This window comes from Streptomyces sp. CB03238, from assembly GCF_002099185.1.
In the GTDB taxonomy this organism is placed as follows: Bacteria; Actinomycetota; Actinomycetes; order Streptomycetales; family Streptomycetaceae; genus Streptomyces.
In genome coordinates this window covers 14,296-34,072 of sequence record NZ_NBCN01000044.1, presented here as the reverse complement: position 1 = coordinate 34,072, position 19,777 = coordinate 14,296, and the positions used below count along the sequence as shown (strand labels likewise).

Sequence of the window (19,777 nt, the reverse complement as noted above, 5' to 3'; positions counted from 1 at the left end):
CCGCCGCAAACCCGCTCTGGCCTGCCCGAATACAGCCTTCTGCAACACGCTTTAGGTCGTGTATCGAAAGTGGCTGGTAGCAAGCGGTGGGGCATGTTCGGGAACCCGGTCGCGTGTCGTGTCGCGAACCTGCGATGGTGTCCGTCATGGATTCCGAGCCGCGTACTGATCTCGCTCGTCACTATGACCTAGGGGTTCCGTTGGCTCGGTTCGCTGGTCAGATACTTGTGGTCTGTCCGCGATGCGGAGGCCGCGCTCTCGTGATTCCCCGGCCAGGCATTTCTGATTTCAGGTACTTCAGCGAGCTCTTGTTCCAGCCGCGTCGTCTGGCTTGTGGAGGGTGCGGTGCCGTCGCCGACTGGAACCCTGAGGTGCGGGGGGCTGGGCTGGTCGGCGCGGTGCTGGGTGGTAGTGAGGATCCGTTTTTCCAGCGGCCTCTGTGGCTGCAGACCCGTTGCGTCGGTCAGATCTTGTGGGCCTACAACGAGGAGCACGTCGCCGAGCTGTCCGCCTACGTCGGTGCGCAATTGCGAGAGCGTGGCGGCGTACGGCCGACGAGGGCGATGTTCGCTCGGCTGCCGGCGTGGATGAAGAGGTCGGACAATCGCTCGGAGGTGCTGGCCGGCCTGGAGACACTGCGGGAGCTGGCCAAACGGACGGCACCTGCCGACCGCTCCGATGTCACGCACGGGCGCGGTGACCGCCCGCGAGAGCACAGGAGTATGTACTTCCGGGGCGGTCCCTATGAGTCCTGAAGGCCCCGGTCACGACCATTCGTTGATGGCTGCGATGAGGACGCCGCAAGGACGCCCGCAGCGGCGCGACCACTGCCCTGCGCGCCCGGACCGCGCAGACGGCCATGCCCGAAGAAACACAGGTCCTGCAGTTCCTCGCCGGACGGTCGCTGGCCTTCTACCACCTTGTCGGAGGGATCACCGCAGCCTGGGCACACGACGGACAGCGAGTCCTGATGCTCCAGGAACACGACTCTTTCTGGCGGTTGACCTCGAAGACTGAGGACCCCATCCCGCCGGAAGCGGACAGCACCGTGCTCTGGCAGGTGCGACATCTCGGGTGGGGTCGGTGGTAGTGAGAGTCGGTGGTGGTGTTCTGGTCCGGGGCGCTGCGGGGCTGTTCAGCGGGTGTTTCCCGAAGCACTATTCGGGCTGGTACTACGCATCGAACGGGCCGGATGGGCCTGAGCAAGCCGACAGCCCCTTCTGGACAAAACCACGCCAAGAAGGGTGGAAAGCGCTCCAGAACGCCTACGATCCCGAGCGCAACCCAAGAACACTGTGTTCCACCACGCCCGAGGGAAGATCGCCCTTTCCCGAAGACCGGGCAGTCAACTCCATGAAACCGGCCCGGAGGTCGGCGGCGGGCTCTCCAAGGACGATGGCGCTGATGATCAGCTCCATCATCAGGCAGTCATACTCGTCGCCCATGCCCCGATAGCGCTCACCATCGGCCTCCACCACAGCAGAGGCGATCCTCCTCCCGCCGCCAGCCACGGGGGCAAAGGTCGCTTGATAGACACCGTGACCGGACCAACTCCGATGCATGAACAGGACAGCGCCTTCAGCGAAGACGTTCCACTTCTCATCCATGTCCCGGGCTCGATAACCCTGCCGGATCCGGTCCCAGTCCTCGTCAGTCCAGACACGATCCGGCAACTGAGAGACCGGGCTGGGCACGTTGATCGGCTGGAGCCGCCGGAACGACTCTCGGGTGAGCGGGACATCGGCAGTCATGACGCCATCCTACGGATGCACCGCTTCAACGGGACGGCGACCTACCTCCAAGAGCAGACTTCCGGACGCGTCCGCTGGTCCTGAACAGCGAATCAAGTCACCGGTCACCCTCTGGATGTGGGTCACGACCACCGGTCGCCTTGGCGATCGAGATAGTCGATCAGTTTCGCCTCGCTGCGGCGCAGTCGAACACACTCGTCCGCAGGCAGGGATCCCAGCGCGTCGACGAGGACACGCGTTCGGGGAATCTGGACCATCGCACCCGAGTAGGTCCGGCACCCGGAACACCATGCCAAGCCGATGCACCGCTCGAACATCGAGGACACAGGCTCATAGAGACGGAACTGGTAGGAGCGGACGGGTGTCCCGCAGGCAGCGCAGATTCGGCGATCGCCGTGCCTGACCGTGTCCCAGGTCGCGACCTTGACCCAGCGCTGCCGCCCAGTCGGTGCTCTTCAAGTCGTCATGCGCAGCATTCTCTCTCATGGCCACCATCAGATGGGTCTGTGCACCGCCCGAACGGGCCGTCTCCGCTGAAGAATCCGACACGTTCGCTGGACGAAGGCGCTGACAAGTCACCTGGACAAGCACCAAAGCCGCAGGTCAGCACAGCGCCAGACGGCAAGCCAAATCGGAACCTACATTGTAGGTTCCGATTACAGATGTCGTTGTCCAAGCGATTTGTCATCGACTTGCCGTACGACACCCGGTCAGGGGCTCATGGCTGCTGTCCTGTCGCGTTGAACCTGTCGCGTTCCCACCCGTTCTCGTTTGTGCTGTCCGCTTCTCATACGGGCACGTGCTGAGAGACGATGCCTCGTCTCCTCGTGGGACTCAGCTCACTTCGCCGGAACCTGACGGATCGGAGACGTCTACGGTGTCAGGTCGCCGCGAACGAGGTCGACGGCCACGCGACGTCATCGATGGCGAGCCATGGCGCAGCGGCTACGGCGGTGGGTGTCACCCCGGTGAACGCTTTGACCTCGCGGTGGAGGTGGGCCTGGTCGACGTAGCCGCTTGCGGCCGCCACCTGGGCGGCGGCGTTACCCGCCGCGAGGAGATGGGCGGCGTGGTCGAAGCGCACCAGCCGGGCGGCGTGCTTGGGGGTGAGGCCGATCTGGGACCGGAAGCGGGACCACAGGCGCTTACGGCTCCATCCCACCTCGTTCGCCAGGCTGTCGACGCGCACCCGTCCCCGGCTGGTGAGCATCAGCCACCAGGCAGCGGCCACCTCTGGATCAAGCGACGGGCGGGCGCTCATCCGTCGGCCAAGGGCATCCACTGCGATCGCGAACCGCTCGTCCCACGACGCGGCGGCCCGCAGCCTTTCCTCGGCTCGCCCGGCGTCGCGGCCCCAGACATCCTCCAGGGAGACCACCGTCCCGCTGAGGTCGGTCGATGCGCCGAGCACCGCAACCGCCAGGGCCGGCGACAACCGGATCTGGAGGCACTCGATCCCCCCGGCCGTCCGGCCTCCGAGCCGAAGGTCGCCCGGTACCAGTCCAACGACCGTGCTGCCGCATTCGCGCCGGCCGTGGGCGTCGTAGACAAGGCTGTCTCCGTCGCTCAGGTCCACGAACAGAGTGACCGAGGGGTGCGCCACCATGGCGATATCCACGCGCGCCGGAGCCCGTTGGCGGAACCCAGCCATGCTGACCCCCGGCAGCGGGCCCGGCTGCCGGGGCACGGCGACCTCCACCGACGCCCAGTCAGGTGGTGATTCGGTGGACTTCACAGCACCAGGCTAGGCGATGGGTGTCAGCGGCCCGTCGCTGCGAAGCGCAGCAGCAACTCACCGGTCGCCTCCGGCGCTTCGAGCATGGGGAAGTGCCCGACGTCGGGCAGCTGCTCGACTCGCGCGTTCGGCACCGTGTCGTAGTGGTGCGCCGAAGACGGATCCCAGCGGGGGTCGGCAGCGCCGAAGATCACCAGAACCGGGACGTCGAGTGCGGTCAGGCGCGCGGGTACGCTCCTCTCGGCGATGTACGCGCCGTTTTGGCGCAGCACCGTCCTGAACGTGCGGTAGCCAATGCCCCGTACGTCGGCGACCAGATCGTCCGGGACGTCGACCGGGCGGTTGCACACCGCGGTCACCCCCCGGCGGAGCATCGCGTCGGAACGGACTCTCCATAGAAGCGGGCCGAGCGGCGGGCCGATCAGGACCCGAAGGAGGACGGGCTGCGGAAGGAGCGCGTCGGGACTCGGGCCACTGCTGATCAGTGCGAGCGAAACCACCAGGTCCGGGCGCTGTTCGGCGAGGGCGGTGGCGATGTATCCGCCGCTGGAGTGCCCGGCCACGGTGACCGGACGAAGGCCGAGCTCATCGAGCGCCGCGGCCAGGCTGGCTGCCTGCTCAGGCACGTCGTACGAACGCGCGGGCGGGGACTGACCGTGGCCCGGGAGGTCGATCCGGATGACGTGATACCGGCTGGCCAGTGCCGGCACTACCGGGCCCCAGGAGCTGCCCGAGGCCCCCGATCCGTGGATGAGCACTAGCGGAGGCGCCTCCCGCGGGCCGTCGTGGACCACGTGCATCCCGTGCACATGCTTACCGTCGTAGATACCCATACACGGGAGGATGCCTGGGCTGCCGGCCCTCGGTCTTGTACAAATGTCGTCACGGGGCCGACGATCGCCAGGACTTCCGTCTCCACCGCGAGCGGGACTGCCGCGAAAGCCAGGCCGTTTGAGATCGGCAGCCATCGGCAGTCTCGAACTACCTGGCATTAATGCAGGTCAACGAGTCCCTATGTACCAGCTGCACCGCGACAGGACAAAAGTGTCAGTGGCGTCGGCATGTCGTCCAATTGCCGCCGACAGTCCGGTATTTCTGGACCTCTGTGGGCCGATAGCTACGGTGGTGGCGGTGATCAGCCGGGGTGTCCTTGCTCGCTGGGTGTGGTGGCCCGAGACTTGTCATAACACAGGCGCTTCAAGAGGGGGACAGCGATGCTGCCGGAAGTGATGACGACGTTGGCGGCCAGCGGTGCGGGGGCCCTGGTGGCAGCCATGGCCACCGATGTCTGGCAGGGGGCTCGTGGCGGCGCGGTGCGGCTGTACCGGCGCTGGAACGGTGACCAGAACGCCGCCTTGGAGGCGCAGTTAGACCATCACGCACTGCTGATCCAACAGGCGGACGACCCCGATCAGGCCAGGCGACTTCTGTCGGGACAGTGGCAGTTGGTTTTCGCCCAGTTGCTGAGCGAGCACCCCGACGCGGAGGCCGATCTGCGCAACCTGGTCGAGACGATCCGGCGGGAGCTTCCCGAAGGCGGCAAGCAGTGGGTGCAGACCAATATCGCGCGTGATCAGGGGACGGTGTACGGGGTACAGGGCGGAAACGTCATCCACTATCACCACCGACTTCCGAGCGCGCCCGGTTCCACCGGTGAGGACGGCCGACAGCAGTGATGCCCCAGGCCGGTGGAGGGCAGGTGCCGGAGCGGCTCCAGGAGGTACGGGCCGAGGCTGGCTACGCCTACGGTGCGATGGGAGCCGACATCCATGTCTTCGGTGACGGCACCCCGGTGTATCTGCTGTTCGAGCACCGGCAGGTCATCGGTCTGGACACTGGGTGGCTGCGGGCGCAGCCCAGCCGGATGCTCGACGCTCGCGCCGAGGTCGTCGAGTTCGTCGGCCGCGAGACGGAGCTTCAGTCGCTTGTGGACTGGCGTGATGCGGAGGGAAGCCTCGCGGTGCGCTGGCTCCACGGGGAAGGTGGTCAGGGAAAGACGCGGCTCGCGGCGCAACTCGCGGCCGCTTCCCAGGAGACCGGGTGGAAGGTGGTCGATGCGGTCCATGGTACGGAAACCCATCCGCCGGTAGCGGACAGCCAGGATCTGCGCCTGGACGAGTGTGCAGGGACACTGCTCCTGGTCGACTACGCCGATCGGTGGCCCGTCTCCCATCTGAGCTGGCTGTTCCACAACCGGCTACTGCGGCAGGGGGTACCCGCCCGGGTTCTGCTGCTGGCACGCTCGGCGGGCGGTTGGCCAGCCGTCCGCGGTCGGCTCAACCGGCTCCGTGAGAACGTCGACACGTCCGACCAGTATCTGTCGCCCCTGCCCGACAACGGCCCGGACCGGGAGCAGTTGTTCCGCGTCGCCCGGGACAGTTTCGCGCGCAGCCACCCGAGGGCCACCCGTCCCGAGACGATCGCGCCGCCAGGGCCGCTGGATCACCCGGACTTCGGACTGACCCTTGCTGTGCTGATGGCTGCCCTGGTCGCGGTGGACGCTGCGGTCCACGGCCGCCGGCCGCCTGCCGCCATGGTCGATCTGACTACGTATCTGCTGGACCGCGAGCACGAGAACTGGCAGCAGCTGTACGAGGGTTCCGGCGAGGGACTCGCGTACCGCACACCCGCCGAGGTGATGGCACGTATGGTGTTCACCGCCTCCCTCACCGGGCTGACCAGTCGTGCGCTTGCCGAGGCGCTGCTGTCGGCGCTGCTCCCCGGAACCCCGCCGGAGGTTCTCCTCGCCGATCACGCCGTGTGCTACCCGCCCACCGACCCGGCACGTGCCGGGGTACTCCAGCCACTGCTGCCCGACCGGCTCGCCGAGGACTTCCTGGCACTCACCCTGCCCGGCAGCCCGGTCACGGGCTATCCCACGGACGACTGGGCCGCCGACGGATGCACCACCCTGCTGGCCCGAGGTCCGGACGGCTCCGTGCCGCCGTGGACCGCACGTGCTGTCACGTTTCTCGCCGCAGCTGCCGACCGGTGGCCGCATGTCGGTCACCGGCATCTCTACCCGGCGTTGCGCCGCGACCCCGATCTGGGCGTTGCCGCCGGCAGTTCCGCGCTGGTGCAGCTGGCCGGCATCGAGGACGTCGATCTGGCGATGCTGGAGGCGGTGGACGACACGGTGCGCAGCTGGACGGGGCAGGACCGGCACGCCGATCTGGACGTCGGAGCCGCGGCGACGTGCGAGCGAGTCACCCGGCATCGCCTGGCCGCGGTCACCGACCCCCTCCGGCGGATGGAGCTGCTGAACAGACTGGGCCTGCGCCTGACCTACGCCGGACGGCATGCCGACGCAGCCATGAACCTCGGTGAGGCGGTGGAGGTCGGACGGCGTCGGATGGCCGAGGCGGACGCTGCGGTCATGCCGGAGCTGGCCACCGCTCTGAACCGGCTCAGCCGAGCAGCGGCCGACGCCGGCCTGCTCATGGAAGCGTTTCGTTTCGCCGTGGAGGCCTGCGAAGTGGGCAAGGCACTCATCCGGTCCGACCCGGCAACCTATCTGCCCACCACTGCCGCATCCTTCCTGACCGCGGGCGATCTGGCCGAGGCACTCGGCCGTCCGGAGCTGGCGCTGGAGCTTACCGAGGAGGCCGTGGCCAGCCTTCGGCTCCTTCAGCGGACCGACCCCGATACCGCGTTGCCCCGGCTGGCGAAGGGACTGAGTGCCCGAGGCGCCCGGCTGCGTCTGCTCGGACGGTACTGGGAAGCGGCACAACCGACCATGGACGCGATGGCCATCCACCGGGAACTCGCCCGGTCCGCCCCGGCCGCCCATCTGACCGACTTCGCCCGTTCGCTGCGCGATTTCGGCATCACGCTGTCTCACTTGGACAAACACGTTGAGGCGGCAAACGCCTTCGAACAGGCGGCGACCGTGCTGCGCCCTCTGGTGGAGCGGAACCCCTCCACTCATCTGCTCGACCTGGCGGACGTCCTGGCCAGGCTCGGCAGCGAGCTCTCGGCCCAGGGCCGTCGGGAGGACGCGCTGAGCGCCACGGAAGAAGCGGTCGCCATCCACCGGCGCGAGATGAGCAACTCTTTTCCCCATTTTGCTGGGCTCGCTGACGCTCTGCGTCTGCTCAGCCTGCGACGGTACGAGACGGATCGCAGGGAGCAGGCGGTCGAGGCCGTGACGGAGGCGGTCGCCGTCGCCTGGACGCTGGCGAAGCACGATCCGTTGGCCCACTTCCCGGCTCTGGCCCGGAACCTGGCTGGCCGCGGGCGTCTCATGCGGCGCCTGGGGCGGCTCGCGGAGGCGGAGAACGACCTACGGCAGGCAGTGGCCGTACGGCGCACGCCAGCAGAGAACAACCTGGCAGGACACCGACTCCCCCTGGCCGAGGCTTTGGACGACCTGGCAAGCGTACTCGGGGGCCTCGGCCGGTCGGACGAGGCCCGGGCCGCCGCCCAGGAAGCCACCGAGATCCGGGACCAGGCCCTCCAGCAGCCTCCACCCCGCCCGGCCCACCCGCCCCGATCCCCAGTCCCACCGGCGACTGCACGGCCTTCACCGAACCGGGGGTCAGGCCCCGTCGATGCCGTACTGGTCCTGGAGACCGCCGTCACCGTCCACCGTCGGCTGGTGCAGGAGAACCCGGCCACGAACCTGCCTGTCCTCGCCGTGGCGTTGTTCAACCTGGCGCAACACCATTTCTCCGACGGCCGGCCCGAGCAGGCCGTCCAACCGATCGCGGAGGCTGTCGAGCTGTACCGACGGCTGACCCGGGACGACGCCTTCCTCCTGCCCAGGCTCGCCCAGGCATTGAACGCGCAAGGTTCGGTGCTGTACGCGCTGAACCGCTACGAGTCCGCCCTGTCCCCCATAGAGGAGGCCGGAGAAATCCACCGCGGGCTCGCCCACGCCGACCCCGGCATCTACCTGGCCCGCCTCGCTTCGTCACTGGGGAGGATCGGTCTTGTGCTCCATGACATGGGCCGTACCGACCGGGCCCAAGAGGTCATGCTGGAGGCGGCGGCCCTGCGCCGGCTGCTGCCGCCGAACGACCCGCTCTGAGCGCAGGGCTCGCACAGCAAGGTGCTCTTCACCGCTTCGTCCAGCCGTCACGCAGATCGAGACCGGGCCCGCCGGCGTCGACGTCCGTCGGTAGGAAGAGGTCGTCCCCTCTGCACCGATGCGACCACGCGGCCCCGGTGTCAGCGCGTTCTACTCCCCTTTCCCAGCGTGTGTACTGGCCATGACCTTATGGAATCGCCTCAGAGAGCGGGGGTTCCTGATCTTCGTTTCTGGTGACAGAAAGGCTGCCGAATAGGCGCTTGTGACAAGCCGTGTGCCTCGTTTGTGACAGCCAGGCTGCTTCGACTGGTCCCATTTGCCAACTCATCCGGCTCTGCCGGTGACAACTCCTGAGCTTCGGCTCAGCTGAGACTGTGTACTTCAGTTGGCACCTGAAGCACCTCAGCTGGCACCGCGGGCGGGTCCTGCACGGCCTTGACCGGGTGCTATCAGCACCTTGAATGGAGTCGCACAGGCCTCTGGCGCGCCATTCGCCTGCCCTGGGGAATCGGCGACTCGGGCACAATCACGAGCCGTGCCTACCCTTCGCCCTGTACCCCGACGTCGCGGCCTGCCGCACCGCGAGCCGCTGGCGATCAGCGCCTGGTCGCACGAACGGCGGTGGTCGATCCGCGGCGAGGAACCGTTCCAGAGCATGCCCCTCATCGACGGCAGGACGGACGACCTGGCGGAGGTCGCCAGGGCCGCCCGAGCGTGGTACGACGGGGCGACCCTGGACGACATCCGACAGGCGGCACCCTTCGTGCAGCTGACCGGCCGGTTCGAGGTGCCCGACAAAGATCCCGCGCGCTTGACGGAATCCGAATGGCAGGGCAAGCGCCAGGAGGCGGCCGAACTGGAATACGCCTGGCGGGAGACGTATCACAACCTGATCGAGGCGGCGCACGCCGAGCCGGCGCTGCGCGCCCTCTACCCATTCACGAGCCACTGGGCACTGCGCTTCTCGACCACCACCCGCCCGGACCTGACCGTCGTCGGACCATGCCTGAGTGCCAACAGCGACGGCACGTACGGAGTGGGCAGGGGCCTCATCAGCCAGGACCTTGGCCAATTCGCCACAGCGCAGGAGGCCGTGGCAGCGGCAGTGCGCCAGCTGCCGTCCGGCCTCGTCCCAACCGCGCTCGGCGGATGATCCCGCCCGGCAAAACGGCTCGGTCGACAGCGCAGCAGCGGACTGCGCACCGTACTTGGCTAGCGGTGCCACCTGAGCTGCTCAGTCACATGCGCGCACCCGTGCACCCGCCCCAGCTGGCCAAGTTCAGCCCCCTGCGTGATGTCCGAAACGAGGGGTAATTGCCATGCTCGCCCCTATAGTTCGGCGCGCTCGCCAGGGACCTGCAAGGGTGGGACATTGCTGTTGTCCGGCGTGGAAAGGGCGCTGGTCACTACGGTGGCCGGGGGACCACCTTGCTCCCCGATAATCGCGCGGCTTCCTGCCGACCCGTCGCTGATCAGTCTCGTCTATCGTCACGAACACCCCGTCATGGCGTACGAGTTCGACCGACAGGCTGGAGGCCTGGACCGTTGAGGCCCGGATCGACGCGGACAGTCTGGCCGAGGACATGGCAGCGTACCGCGATGTGGACCAGGCAACACTGGACGCGGTCCAGGACGTCGACGTGGGCAGGATGTCGTTCGTGCGGGTTCGGATGTTCGGCCCCGACGATCCCTTCCAGGCGATGGACTCCTACACCGGGGACGTCGTCCGCATCGGGGAGACGTTGCTGGACGCCGGCTCGGGGGAGTGGGAGCCCGCTTTCGAAGCCGCGCTCGCCCACCTGGTCGGTGACCTCCTGGTCATGGACCGGGTTATCCTGCAGCCCGCGTGGCGCGGTCTGGGCTTGGGCCCGGTCCTGGCGGGAGCGGCTATCCGCCGCCTGTCGCAGGGCTGCGTCGCGGTCGTCTGCGAGTCCGGATCCGCCGACGGCCGCGAACTGACCGAAGAGCAGCACCGCCAGGCCGCCGCCAAGCTCGGCGGCGTCTGGGCACGCCTCGGGCTCGAGCCCTTCCGCGACGGCGTCCACATCCTTGACTGCCGCCTCCAGCGCACCCCGGACCTCCTGGCCGAACGCTAGGTGTGAGGTTCGGCTGTGATGTCACTGGGTTGTTCGGCTTCGTATGTCACTGACCTGTAGGCATGTTGGGTGGACGACAGCACCGGCGCCGCCCGGGCGCTGAGGGAAGAAGTCACGGGGCGGTCTTTCGTGCCCGCAGCAGGTCCAGGTCCGACTTGACGATCGTCGTGGTGATCAGCAGGTCGGTGATGAGGTTGTGGTTGAGGGTGTTCCCGACCGGCTGCGGGACCTCATCCTCCATGAGCCCGCGGACGCCGTACTTCTTGCTCAGCTGCTTGCGCACGTTGGCGACGATGTGGGCGGCGCGCTTGCCGGTCCACCGCTCCTGTGGCCGCAACTCGCTCAGTTCGAAGGCCACCTGAGCCCACGTCAACGGCTGCGGGCAGTGCTCGTGGCGCAGGTAGCGCTGCGCGAGGCAGACCAGCACCAGCTTCTCCTCGCCGCTCAGCTCCCGCACCTCGCCGCGTGTCTCCTCCTCGTACAGACCCTGCTCGGCCCGCAGGTCGGGCGACCGCCCCGGGGCGGTGACCCGGACCTCCAGGAGGTGCTTGTGCCGCGCGGAGACCACGAACAAGGGCGTATACCCGGACGGCAGGTGCGCCTGGTCACCGCCGAGTACCAGCCGCGATCCGGGCAGGAGGACGGGCAGCCTGCCGATGTTGTGCAGCACCCAGCGGGAGGACTCCCGGAAGATCAGTCCCTGCCGTCGGCTGACGCGCGTGTCGTCCGTACCGACGCTGACGTGTACCTCGGGCTCGTTGCGCCCGAACAGCAGCGTGAAACCCGCGTCCGGCGTCACTCTCATGCCGCCGTTCGACCCGAGCACGAAGAGCGTGCCCGGCAGGGCCGCGGGATCGGTGCGGCTGAGGCTGCCGATCTCCCGTGGCAGAAGGCTGACCTTGCTCGCCGAACGCGCCGTCACGCTGCCTCCTCGCACTCGACCGTACTCGCTCGCCCTTGATGAGTGCCGATGCTAGACACCGGCGTCCGGGAGGGGTCCCGGCGGATCCGCTCTCATTCCCGGGCCTCCAGCAGCGCCTGGCGGAACTCTGCCGCGGTGCTGAAGCCGATGCGCGGGTGTTCGGTGAGGGCGTGGTCGATCACCTTCGCGAGGCGCTCCGGTATCTCGGGGTTCCGGTGGCGGATCGGCAGGGCGGGACTGTCCAGGACCACCCGCCATCGATCGACGTGTGGCGGGAAGTCACGCGGAGCCGAGCCGGTGAGCATGTAGTACAGGCAAGCAGCAGCGGCCCAGACGTCGACCTCGGGCCGTGCTCGCTTGAACTGGAGCACCTGCTGCCTGGAGACGTACGACGGACTGCCCGCGCTGGTGCCGGTGCGCGTCAGCCCGCTCAGGCCCGCTGCGTCGAACGCCTTGGCCAGCCCGAAGTCGCCGACCTTGGCCATGCCGCCGTGCAGAAAGATGTTGCGCGGGCTCAGGTCCCGGTGGACGAGCCCGCGGACCGCGAGCGGGCGGCCCTCGGCGTCGTAGACCCGGGCGTCCGCCTGGTGCGCGTGTTCCAGGCCGTCCAGCACTTGAAGCGTGATGCCCAGCGCCTGGTAGTCCGGCAGCCGGCCGCCTCGTCGGTGGACCAGCCCGGCGACGTCGCCTCCGTCGCAGTAGTCCATGACGAAGAAGAAGATCCCGTTCCAGCAGCCGTGGTCGTGCAGGCGTACCAGATGCGGGTGGCGCAGCATCTCGACCGTCGACATCTCGCGCAGGAACCGCGCCTTGGCCGTCTCGCTCCCCGCGGCCTGCGGCAGCATCACCTTGAGCGCGCACAGCTCGTCCGTCTGGTGGTCCCGGGCGAGGTACACCGCGCCCATGCCGCCCTGCCCCAACCGCCGCTGGATCGTGTAGCCGCCGAACAGGTACAGGTTCTTGGTGCCATCCTCGGCCACCTGCAGGAGCCGTTGCATGACCCGCTCCGGATCGCCCTTGCACGCCGCGCAGAACTCCTCGGCGAGGGGCTGGAGGGTGCGCTCGGCGCCGAGCCGGCCGCCGCACGCCGCGCACGTCCGCTCCGGGTGCTGTTGCGGAAGGGCGCCGACGGTGGACGGCGGTTCCGTCGTACGGCACAGATGGCACCGGTACGCGTCCCGGTGGCCCGCCGCGTCCGCCGCGCCCTCCTCCTCGGCCTCGGGGGTCCTGCCGCACGTGGCGCAGCGGACGGGGACGCGGATGCCGACCCGCAGTCGCACGCCGCCCAGCCGTATCTCGTCGCCGTCCGTCAGCTCCCGTTCCGATGACGGGATCGGCTCCGCCCCCTGCAGCGGTCGTCTTGCGTCCTGTCGGCCGATCTTGTCGCCGTTGACGTAGGTGCCGTTGAAGCTGCCGAGGTCCCGCACCCGCACGTCGGGCGGATTGATGTCGAGCAGGCAGTGGTGCCGGGAGAGCCCCGAGTACTCCTCGTCCTCGGGGAACTGCAGTGTGCAGTCGTCCGCCCGTCCGACGACGCACGTCGTGCGTTCGGGGAACTCGAACGTCCGGCCTTGGAGCGGGCCCTGGAGCACCGTGAAGGACACGCGGGCGGAACGGTCGCCCAACTGCTCGCCCCCCGACTGCGGCCGCTCGCCCGGCTGCGGCTGCCGTGGCAGCAGCGCGCCGCGCAGATCGGGGACTCCCATCTCGGCGGCGAGCGCCACCCACGGCGGGGAAGGGGTTTCCAGCACGGCGGTCAGGAGGTGGGACAACCCCGCCACGTCGCGGTGCTGTGCAGCGGCCAGTTCCGTCGCCCGGGTGAACAGTTCGCGTGCGACGGCGCTCCCGGGCGGCACGCCGTCGCCCCGCGCGACCCGGTCAGGCCGCGCGACCCGGGCGCGCAGCCGGCGGCGGAAGGCCGCGGTGTCCAGTCCGGCCCGCTCGAAGGCGGCCCTGAGCTCCCGCACCTCACCGTCGAGCCCGGCGTCGGCCGGCGGCAGCTCGCACGCCTTGCAGATCCCGAGTAGGACGTGCACCGGCTCGACCTCGTCGGCACCGCCGACAGCGGCCTCACCCAGGGCGAGCATCAGGACCAGGCCGACGGCGCCGCTGTAGGGAGCACTGGTCATTGCGCACCCCCGTCGTCGTGCACCAGCGACCGGAGCCGGCCGTCCAGGCCCATCTCGGCGGCCAGCTCGCCCCAGGGGGGAGCCGGCATTTCCAGCAGGGCCCGCAGGAGCTCGGCCAGACCCACGGGCGCGCCGGACGTCCCCGCCCCAGCCCCCAGCTCCTCGGCCCGGCGGAAGACTGCACGGGCGGCGGGCGTCCGGTGCATGACGCCGTCGCGGGGAGCTCCGCTCAGTGCTCCGCGGGGTGATCCGCCGGGCGCGGGACGGGTGAGGTGCCTGCGCAGTCGGCGGCGGAACGGGGTGACGTCCAGCCCTGCCCGGCGGAATCGGCCGCGCAGCGCGTCGATCTCGGCCTGCAGTGCGGGAGCCGTACGCAGCATGGCGGCGGCTGGTTCGGGCAACCGGCTGTCGCCCAGCTTGCACACCCCGAGCATGAGGTGCGCCGGTACGATCGCGGGCGCGTACCCCGCTCTGGCCTCGACAGCCGCGATCTGCCAGGCCAGCAGGGCGCCTTGCGAATACCGGGAGACACCCCGCCCGGCTGGCATGCCGGACGCGTCCGCGAGGTCACCGCCGCGCCGACCGGCCTGTCCGGCTTCCCGGGCATGGCGCAGCGCGTCTTCGAGGCTGCTGCCTCGCAGCGCTTCCCCGGCATGGCGGAGTACGTCTTCGAGGGCGCCGTCGTTTCGGCTGTCTGCCCCCGCTTTCCCGAGATGGCCGAGTACGTCCGCGAAGTCGCCGCTGCCGCGGCCGCCCCGCAGAACCTCTTCGATGTGGTCGAGTGCGTCCGCGAGGTAGCCAGGACCGATCCGGGTGGGTCCCTTCCCCATCTGGGCCAGGCACTCGAGCGCCTCCTGGTGCCGCCCCATGGTGGTGAGGAGCCTGGCCTTGGCCTGGAGGGCCTGGGTGTAGCCCGGATAGCGTTCGAGCGCCCGATCCAGGCAGGCCAGCGCCTCGTTGTGGCGCCCCAGCGCGATCAGGGTGAGGGCCTTGTTGTGCAGCGCCCAGCCGTCACCCGGAGCGGCCTGCAGCGCCTTGCCGAACCACGCGAGCGCCTCCTCGTGCCGACCGAGCTCGTCCAGCGCCGCTCCTCTGCGGATGTACAGGTCCCGGTCGCCGGGCAGGGGCTGCGCCGGCGCCGGCGCCGGCCGCCGGGCGACCCTCTCGTACACGGCCTGCAACTCCGCGCGCAGGCCGCGAAAGCTGCGCGGTCGCCGTTGCGGCTCGCGTTCCACGCAGGCCAGGATCAACTCCCGCAGTCCCGCCGGGAAGTCGTCCGGGCCGGTCCGCGCCCTGATGTGCTCGGCGGCGATGCTGCCGCTGACCGGCAGATCGCCGGTGACCATCTGGTAGAGAAGCACACCGAAGCCGTAGATGTCCGTCCGTACATCCACGCGCGCCCCGAACCGGGACTGCTCGGGCGCCCGGTAGTTGCGGGTTCCGCCCGGCACCATGTAGATGGCCCTGACCTCCGGCTTCAGCTCCAGAAGCCGTCCGCCCACCGCCTGTGCGGGACCGAACACCTGGGCCAGGCCGAAGTCTGTGACCTTGAGCGTGTCGTCCTCGGTGAGCAGGCAGTTGGCTGCCTTCACGTCCCCGTGCATGATGCCGAGCGTGCGGGAGGCGTGCTCCATGCCGTCGCAGAACTGCAGGCCGAAGCGGAGCGCGCGCTCCAGGGCCGGCGGACCGGCGGCCAGGGCGGTGTCCAGGTCGCCGCCGGAGACGTACTCCAGCAGCAGGCAGTGGTGGCGCTCGACCCGCTCGACCCACAGCGCGGTGACGATGTTGGGGTGCCTCTCCAGCAGCACCCAGGTCTTGGCCTCGTTGGCGAAGCGCTCCCGGTCCTCGTCACTCCACGGCTGCGGCAGGTTGAAGGTCTTGAGCACGTAGCGGCGGTACCCGACGCGGTCGAAGAAGCTGCTGCGCCCTTCCGGCTCGACGATCGACACGGCGCCGTGCGCGCCCATCCTGCGTTCCAGTACGCGGTAGGAGTTGTCCGCGCTCCGTACCACTTGCCCGAGTTCGAAGGCGTGCTGGGCGGGCGGCTTGGCGGGCAGGCCGGCGAGCGCGGCCGCGGCCAGGGGCGAGGCCGGGTCGGTGCGGGCGGCGTGCTCGTAGATGCGGCGGGCGACCTCGGTCTTGCCGGCGTCCTGGAAGCACTTGCCGAGGTCGAGGTGGGCCGTCACCAGATCGGGGCGCAGACATACGGCTTCCCCGAGGGCTTCGATCGCCGCCTGAAGGTTCCCTGCCGCACGGGCGCTACGGCCACGGTCGCGGAGCCGCTCATAGCCGCCCCCGGGCTCATGATCGTCCCCGGACGACGACGCGTCGCGCACGCACGTTCACCTGCCTCACACGGTTCATCGCTGCCGCCCCTGCCGCCCCTGCCGCCCCTGCCGCCGTGGCCGGGCGGCCTCCTCCAGCGCCGCGCGGACGTCCTCGCGGTCCGGTGCCAGGTCGAGCGCCCGTTGCAGCAGCTGCCTGGCCTCGGCGCGCCGCCCGCCCCGCTGACGGTAACGGACCTTGGCGAGCAGGACGATGGCGTCGACGTCGTTGGGGCTGAGCGCGCGGGTGACCGCCAGGTGCTCGGCGGCGCTGTGCCACTGCTGCGCGCGGGCCAGTGCGACCGCCTTGTTGAAATACTCGTCGGCGAGCGCGGCGATCTGCGCCAGCGGACGCAGATCGCCGCGGCACACCGGGCACTCGGGAACCGGCGCGGTCAGTGTCCGGCCGCACAGCGGGCAGTTGATCACGGCCACTCGCTGCCCCCGCGTGGCCGGAGCCGGATCACTCCGGGGTCGTCGCCCCGGATCTCCTCCATCCAGCGCTCGATCCGTGCTGCCAGCGGCTGCACCTCGTTGCGGTAGATCCCCGCGAAGCGATCGGTGGACCGTACGTCGTTCGGTTCGACGCTGCCCACCGCCGCGACGATCGCGGCCACCTCGGCGAGGAACGCCTCGACCCGGCCCCCGTACTTCCCGCCGGTGACCTGGTCGGTGTCCCGCAGCGCGCGGTCCAGCTCCTGCAGCTCCTGGTAGAGCAGGAACTGCAGGTTCGCCGGGCTCGGCGGAGGCTGACCGGCGCTCACCCTCCGGTGCACGGCGAGGCAGCGGTCCTCGACGGCCTGGTTGATGCTGTGCCAGTCCAGGGTGTTGCCCGCCTGGTACGCCGCGAGCCCCGCCGCCCGCAGCCCGGGGATGCTCTCCCGGTGCTGCTGCGCCTGAGTGGCGTCGGTGCGGGCGAGCTGTTCGCAGAGCGCGGCGAGCTCGGCCAGCTTGTTCTCGAACTCCGGCAGCGGCGGGTGCATCGCCTCCGCGGCCGGGAGCCGGACCCTGTCCAGCAGCGTCCGGGCCTCGCGCAGCCGGTGATGGCACTTGGCCCGGTCCTGACGCTGGTCCAGCAGCGCCTCGCACTCCCGCAGGATCGCGTCCAGTTGCGGCCCGATCCGCATGGCGTCCTCCGGCCGGGCCACCGCCTGCCGCTCCTGCCAGCCGGACCTGATCTCCACGTACCGCTGCCGCAGTTCCCCCCAGGAGGGCACGTGCTCGCGCGGTACGGAGATCAGCGCCCGGCCCTGCATCCCGACGGCGGGGACCCTGACCTCCGCGTCGATCGACCAGTCGGGCCGGAACTCCAGCTCCAGCTCCACCGGTGTGCCGGCCGGCAGCGTGCTGGGCAGGTCGTGGATCTCCACCTGGCCGATGGGAATCAGCCCTTCGTGCAGCCGGACCCGCAGCACCACTCCCTGGCCCGCGGTCTCCAGCGGAAAGCTGGTGTGGTACGGCAGTTTGGTCCCGGCCTGGGCGATCCGGCGCGGGCCGCCCTCCAGCTCCACGAAGAAGTCGTGCGCCAGCACGTCGCCCTCGTCGGTGGGCGGCGGCGCGTGGTCGGGCGTGACCGTGAACCGGCGGCTCTCGATCTCCTCCCCGTCCGCGATGACCGTGACCGTCAGCTCGTTGTCCCCGTCGTGCAGCGCGACGTCCTCGAAGACGAACCGTCCCTCGGCGTCGGTCTGCTGCCGGAGATCCTGGACCCCGTCCGCGGAGCGCAGCAGGACCTGCACGCCGCCCGGCACCGGCCCGCCTGCGCCCGTGTGAACCCGCCCGGCGATATCGGTCGCGGGCAGGGCGGCCGCCACCTGGTCGATCTCCAGGACACCCTGCCGGACACCGGCGGCACCGGCCTTGATGCCGGCGCCGACGGCGACGCACAGATCGGGGTCGATCAGGCGCGGCTCGTGCCCGTACCGCTCCCGCAGCAGGCGGCTGACCAGCGGCACCCGCGACGAACCGCCGACCATGATGACCTCGTCGAGGTCCGCGGGGCCGATGCCGGCCCGCTGCAGCGCGGCGTCGCAGTGGGCGAGCGTGCGCTGCACGTCGTCCTGGATCAGACCTTCGAACTCGGCTCGGCTGAAGGGCAGCTTGATGGTCATGGGGATACCGGCCCGGTCCGCCTCGCCCTCCACGTATATCTCGGTCTGCTGCTCCCGGGAGAGGAAGTGCTTCTCCGACTCCACCCGGACCAGCAGCCGGGCGAGCAGGCGGGCCTCTTCGGGGTGGTCGGGCTCGAGCCGGAGGTCGTAGGCGGGGCGCTGCTCGGCCATCCAGCGCACGATCGCCTTGTCGAACTCGTACCCGCCCAAGTAGCGGTCGCCGTCGAAGGCGAGGTGCTCGAAGCCGGCTTCGGGGGTCCAGGCCACGACGGAGACGTCGAACGTGCCGCCGCCCAGGTCGTAGACGAGAAACGTCTTCGGCTCGGTCAGCCGCTGCCCGTGGGTGGACATCAGAGCGGCCGCGAACGGCTCGATGAGCGTCTCCACCTTCGCCAGATGGGCGTCGAGGCCGGCCTGCACGGTCTCGTTCTTGGCCCGCATCTCGAAGTACGCGGGCACCGTCACCACCGCCTGGTCCACCGGGACCTGCAGCACCTCCTCCGCGAGGGCCTTGAGGTGGCGCAGGACGTGGGTGGAGGCTTGCTGCGGCGTCAGGTCGGCGTGGCCGGCGGTCACCCGCTGGTCGGTGCCCATCGTGCGCTTGAAGAACATCGCCGGTGGCGGCTGCCCGCCGTGCTTGACCTTGCTCTTGGCCAGGCTGCCCACGACCGGGGCGCCGTCCTCGCCCAGCCATACCACGGACGGGGTGATGGGCGCCTGGTACGCGTCGGTGATGATCAGCGCGCCGCCGACCGGCCGCAGCCGGCCTGCTTTGATCAGTTCCTGCTTGCCGGGGATGTCCGCGTCGGCGGGCACGGCGACGCAGCTGTTGGTGGTTCCGAGGTCGATCCCGACGGTGATGCTCATTCCTGCTCCTCCTGCCGGTCGTCGGCGGCCTGGGGGACGGCCAGATACACGCGCGCTCGCTGGGTCAGCTTTCCGTCGGCCATCAGCACGCCGGGCCGCAGCGTCTCGGCCACCATGGGCCGCTCCAGGCCCGCCACCGGCTCGGAGCCCTCCACGTCGGCCCACATCTGGACCTCTTCGTAGGGCGTGCCGGCCGGGTCGAGATAGCGTGCGCCAGCGGCCTGAAGGGCCTTGGCCAGCTTGTGTGTGAGAGACGGCAGGGCGTCGGCGGCGTTGGCCGCGGTGACGCCGTGCAGCCCGTGCAGCACGCCCGCGACGTCCCGGGCGAAGTGTTCGAGCGCGCTCTTGTGCTCCTCGGCCTGTCGGCGGGTCTCCTCCGCGGCCGCGTCACCGGCCTGCGCCTTCTCGCGCAGCAGCCGCCACACGACGCCCTGCGGGAGCTCCGGCCGGGCTGTGAGGGGGCGCTCCTGCTCATCGATCCGCATCGCGTCAGCCGGCCGCGTCATCGGACCGGTCCGGCTCGGCCGGCCGCTCGGGCCGGTGGGTGCACAGCTGGGCCAGCAGGCGCTGCGCCGGGTCTTTGATCCGGTCCTCTGCCGCGTTCACCTCGGCGACCCGCAGGGTGCGTCCGAACAGCGTGTAGCGGTCGGCGCGCCGCTCGATGCGCTGCCGCCGCTTTCTGATGTGGCTGCGGATCGCCCCCCGCCCGCTGACGTCCGGGCTGAGCGCGAGTACCTGAAAGGGCGTGGCGCGGTACGGGTTGTGCCCGTCGCGCCAGGCCCACGGATTCTCTGTCATGGATCATCTCTCCTG

The 19,777-nt window shown here is 69.8% G+C and carries 14 protein-coding genes; 4 read left to right on the top strand and 10 right to left on the bottom strand.

Going from position 1 to position 19,777, the window contains the following annotated elements:
- Positions 1-1,265: 1,265 nt before the first annotated feature.
- From BKD26_RS37960 to BKD26_RS37945, 3 genes are all read right to left on the bottom strand, one after another.
- Positions 1,266-1,751 carry a hypothetical protein gene (locus tag BKD26_RS37960; RefSeq protein ID WP_084907683.1) on the bottom strand — a complete coding sequence of 162 codons (486 nt, stop codon included), beginning with the start codon at positions 1,749-1,751 and terminating at the stop codon, positions 1,266-1,268.
- Between the two features lie 880 nt (positions 1,752-2,631).
- Positions 2,632-3,486 (bottom strand): helix-turn-helix domain-containing protein, encoded by an 855-nt coding sequence (locus tag BKD26_RS37950; RefSeq protein ID WP_241519040.1) that lies wholly within the window; start codon positions 3,484-3,486, stop codon positions 2,632-2,634.
- A gap of 23 nt (positions 3,487-3,509) precedes the next feature.
- Positions 3,510-4,319, bottom strand: a complete 810-nt coding sequence (locus tag BKD26_RS37945; RefSeq protein ID WP_084907681.1) for an alpha/beta hydrolase — start codon at positions 4,317-4,319, stop codon at positions 3,510-3,512.
- Positions 4,320-4,700: 381 nt separating this feature from the next.
- Here BKD26_RS37945 and BKD26_RS37940 point away from each other — a divergent pair, with 381 nt between their 5' ends.
- The 4 genes from BKD26_RS37940 to BKD26_RS41860 all read left to right on the top strand — a co-directional run bounded on the left by BKD26_RS37940 (position 4,701) and on the right by BKD26_RS41860 (position 10,611).
- Positions 4,701-5,162, top strand: coding sequence for a hypothetical protein (locus BKD26_RS37940; RefSeq protein WP_084907679.1), 462 nt, complete (start codon positions 4,701-4,703; stop codon positions 5,160-5,162).
- A 23-nt stretch (positions 5,163-5,185) separates the two neighbouring features.
- Entirely contained in the window at positions 5,186-8,515 is a 3,330-nt protein-coding gene (locus BKD26_RS37935; RefSeq protein ID WP_143662789.1) for a tetratricopeptide repeat protein, read from the top strand.
- A 655-nt stretch (positions 8,516-9,170) separates the two neighbouring features.
- Positions 9,171-9,668: a DUF6193 family natural product biosynthesis protein gene (locus BKD26_RS37930; protein ID WP_107418140.1), complete on the top strand. Its 498-nt coding sequence runs from the start codon at positions 9,171-9,173 to the stop codon at positions 9,666-9,668.
- Between the two features lie 430 nt (positions 9,669-10,098).
- Positions 10,099-10,611 (top strand): hypothetical protein, encoded by a 513-nt coding sequence (locus BKD26_RS41860; RefSeq protein WP_241519039.1) that lies wholly within the window; start codon positions 10,099-10,101, stop codon positions 10,609-10,611.
- A 112-nt stretch (positions 10,612-10,723) separates the two neighbouring features.
- On the opposite strand, the gene BKD26_RS37920 is transcribed toward BKD26_RS41860, so the two are convergent.
- From BKD26_RS37920 to BKD26_RS37890, 7 genes are all read right to left on the bottom strand, one after another.
- The gene (locus tag BKD26_RS37920) at positions 10,724-11,533 is read right to left on the bottom strand and encodes a hypothetical protein (RefSeq protein WP_084907675.1); all 810 of its coding nucleotides are present in this window, start codon (positions 11,531-11,533) and stop codon (positions 10,724-10,726) included.
- Positions 11,534-11,625: 92 nt separating this feature from the next.
- Positions 11,626-13,662, bottom strand: a complete 2,037-nt coding sequence (locus BKD26_RS37915) for a protein kinase (protein WP_206603753.1) — start codon at positions 13,660-13,662, stop codon at positions 11,626-11,628.
- Positions 13,659-15,998: a protein kinase gene (locus BKD26_RS37910; protein WP_084907673.1), complete on the bottom strand. Its 2,340-nt coding sequence runs from the start codon at positions 15,996-15,998 to the stop codon at positions 13,659-13,661. The genes BKD26_RS37915 and BKD26_RS37910 overlap by 4 nt, the downstream gene beginning before the upstream one ends.
- Positions 15,999-16,022: 24 nt before the next feature.
- Entirely contained in the window at positions 16,023-16,421 is a 399-nt protein-coding gene (locus BKD26_RS40015) for a tetratricopeptide repeat protein (RefSeq protein WP_084907671.1), read from the bottom strand.
- Positions 16,412-18,964: an Hsp70 family protein gene (locus BKD26_RS37900; RefSeq protein ID WP_084907669.1), complete on the bottom strand. Its 2,553-nt coding sequence runs from the start codon at positions 18,962-18,964 to the stop codon at positions 16,412-16,414. Before BKD26_RS37900 ends, BKD26_RS40015 begins: the two co-directional genes overlap by 10 nt.
- Entirely contained in the window at positions 18,961-19,470 is a 510-nt protein-coding gene (locus tag BKD26_RS37895) for a hypothetical protein (protein WP_084907667.1), read from the bottom strand. Before BKD26_RS37895 ends, BKD26_RS37900 begins: the two co-directional genes overlap by 4 nt.
- On the bottom strand, positions 19,454-19,762 hold the full coding sequence (locus BKD26_RS37890) for a hypothetical protein (protein ID WP_084907665.1): 309 nt from the start codon (positions 19,760-19,762) through the stop codon (positions 19,454-19,456). Before BKD26_RS37890 ends, BKD26_RS37895 begins: the two co-directional genes overlap by 17 nt.
- Positions 19,763-19,777 lie beyond the last annotated feature (15 nt).

Coding starts and splice junctions, on each gene's coding strand:
- BKD26_RS37890 (WP_084907665.1), bottom strand. CDS start 19,762: ATGACAGAGAATCCGTGGGCCTGGCGCGACGGGCACAACCCGTACCGC.
- BKD26_RS37940 (WP_084907679.1), top strand. CDS start 4,701: ATGCTGCCGGAAGTGATGACGACGTTGGCGGCCAGCGGTGCGGGGGCC.
- BKD26_RS37960 (WP_084907683.1), bottom strand. CDS start 1,751: ATGACTGCCGATGTCCCGCTCACCCGAGAGTCGTTCCGGCGGCTCCAG.
- BKD26_RS37945 (WP_084907681.1), bottom strand. CDS start 4,319: ATGGGTATCTACGACGGTAAGCATGTGCACGGGATGCACGTGGTCCAC.
- BKD26_RS41860 (WP_241519039.1), top strand. CDS start 10,099: ATGGCAGCGTACCGCGATGTGGACCAGGCAACACTGGACGCGGTCCAG.
- BKD26_RS37915 (WP_206603753.1), bottom strand. CDS start 13,662: ATGACCAGTGCTCCCTACAGCGGCGCCGTCGGCCTGGTCCTGATGCTC.
- BKD26_RS37930 (WP_107418140.1), top strand. CDS start 9,171: ATGCCCCTCATCGACGGCAGGACGGACGACCTGGCGGAGGTCGCCAGG.
- BKD26_RS37895 (WP_084907667.1), bottom strand. CDS start 19,470: ATGACGCGGCCGGCTGACGCGATGCGGATCGATGAGCAGGAGCGCCCC.
- BKD26_RS37900 (WP_084907669.1), bottom strand. CDS start 18,964: ATGAGCATCACCGTCGGGATCGACCTCGGAACCACCAACAGCTGCGTC.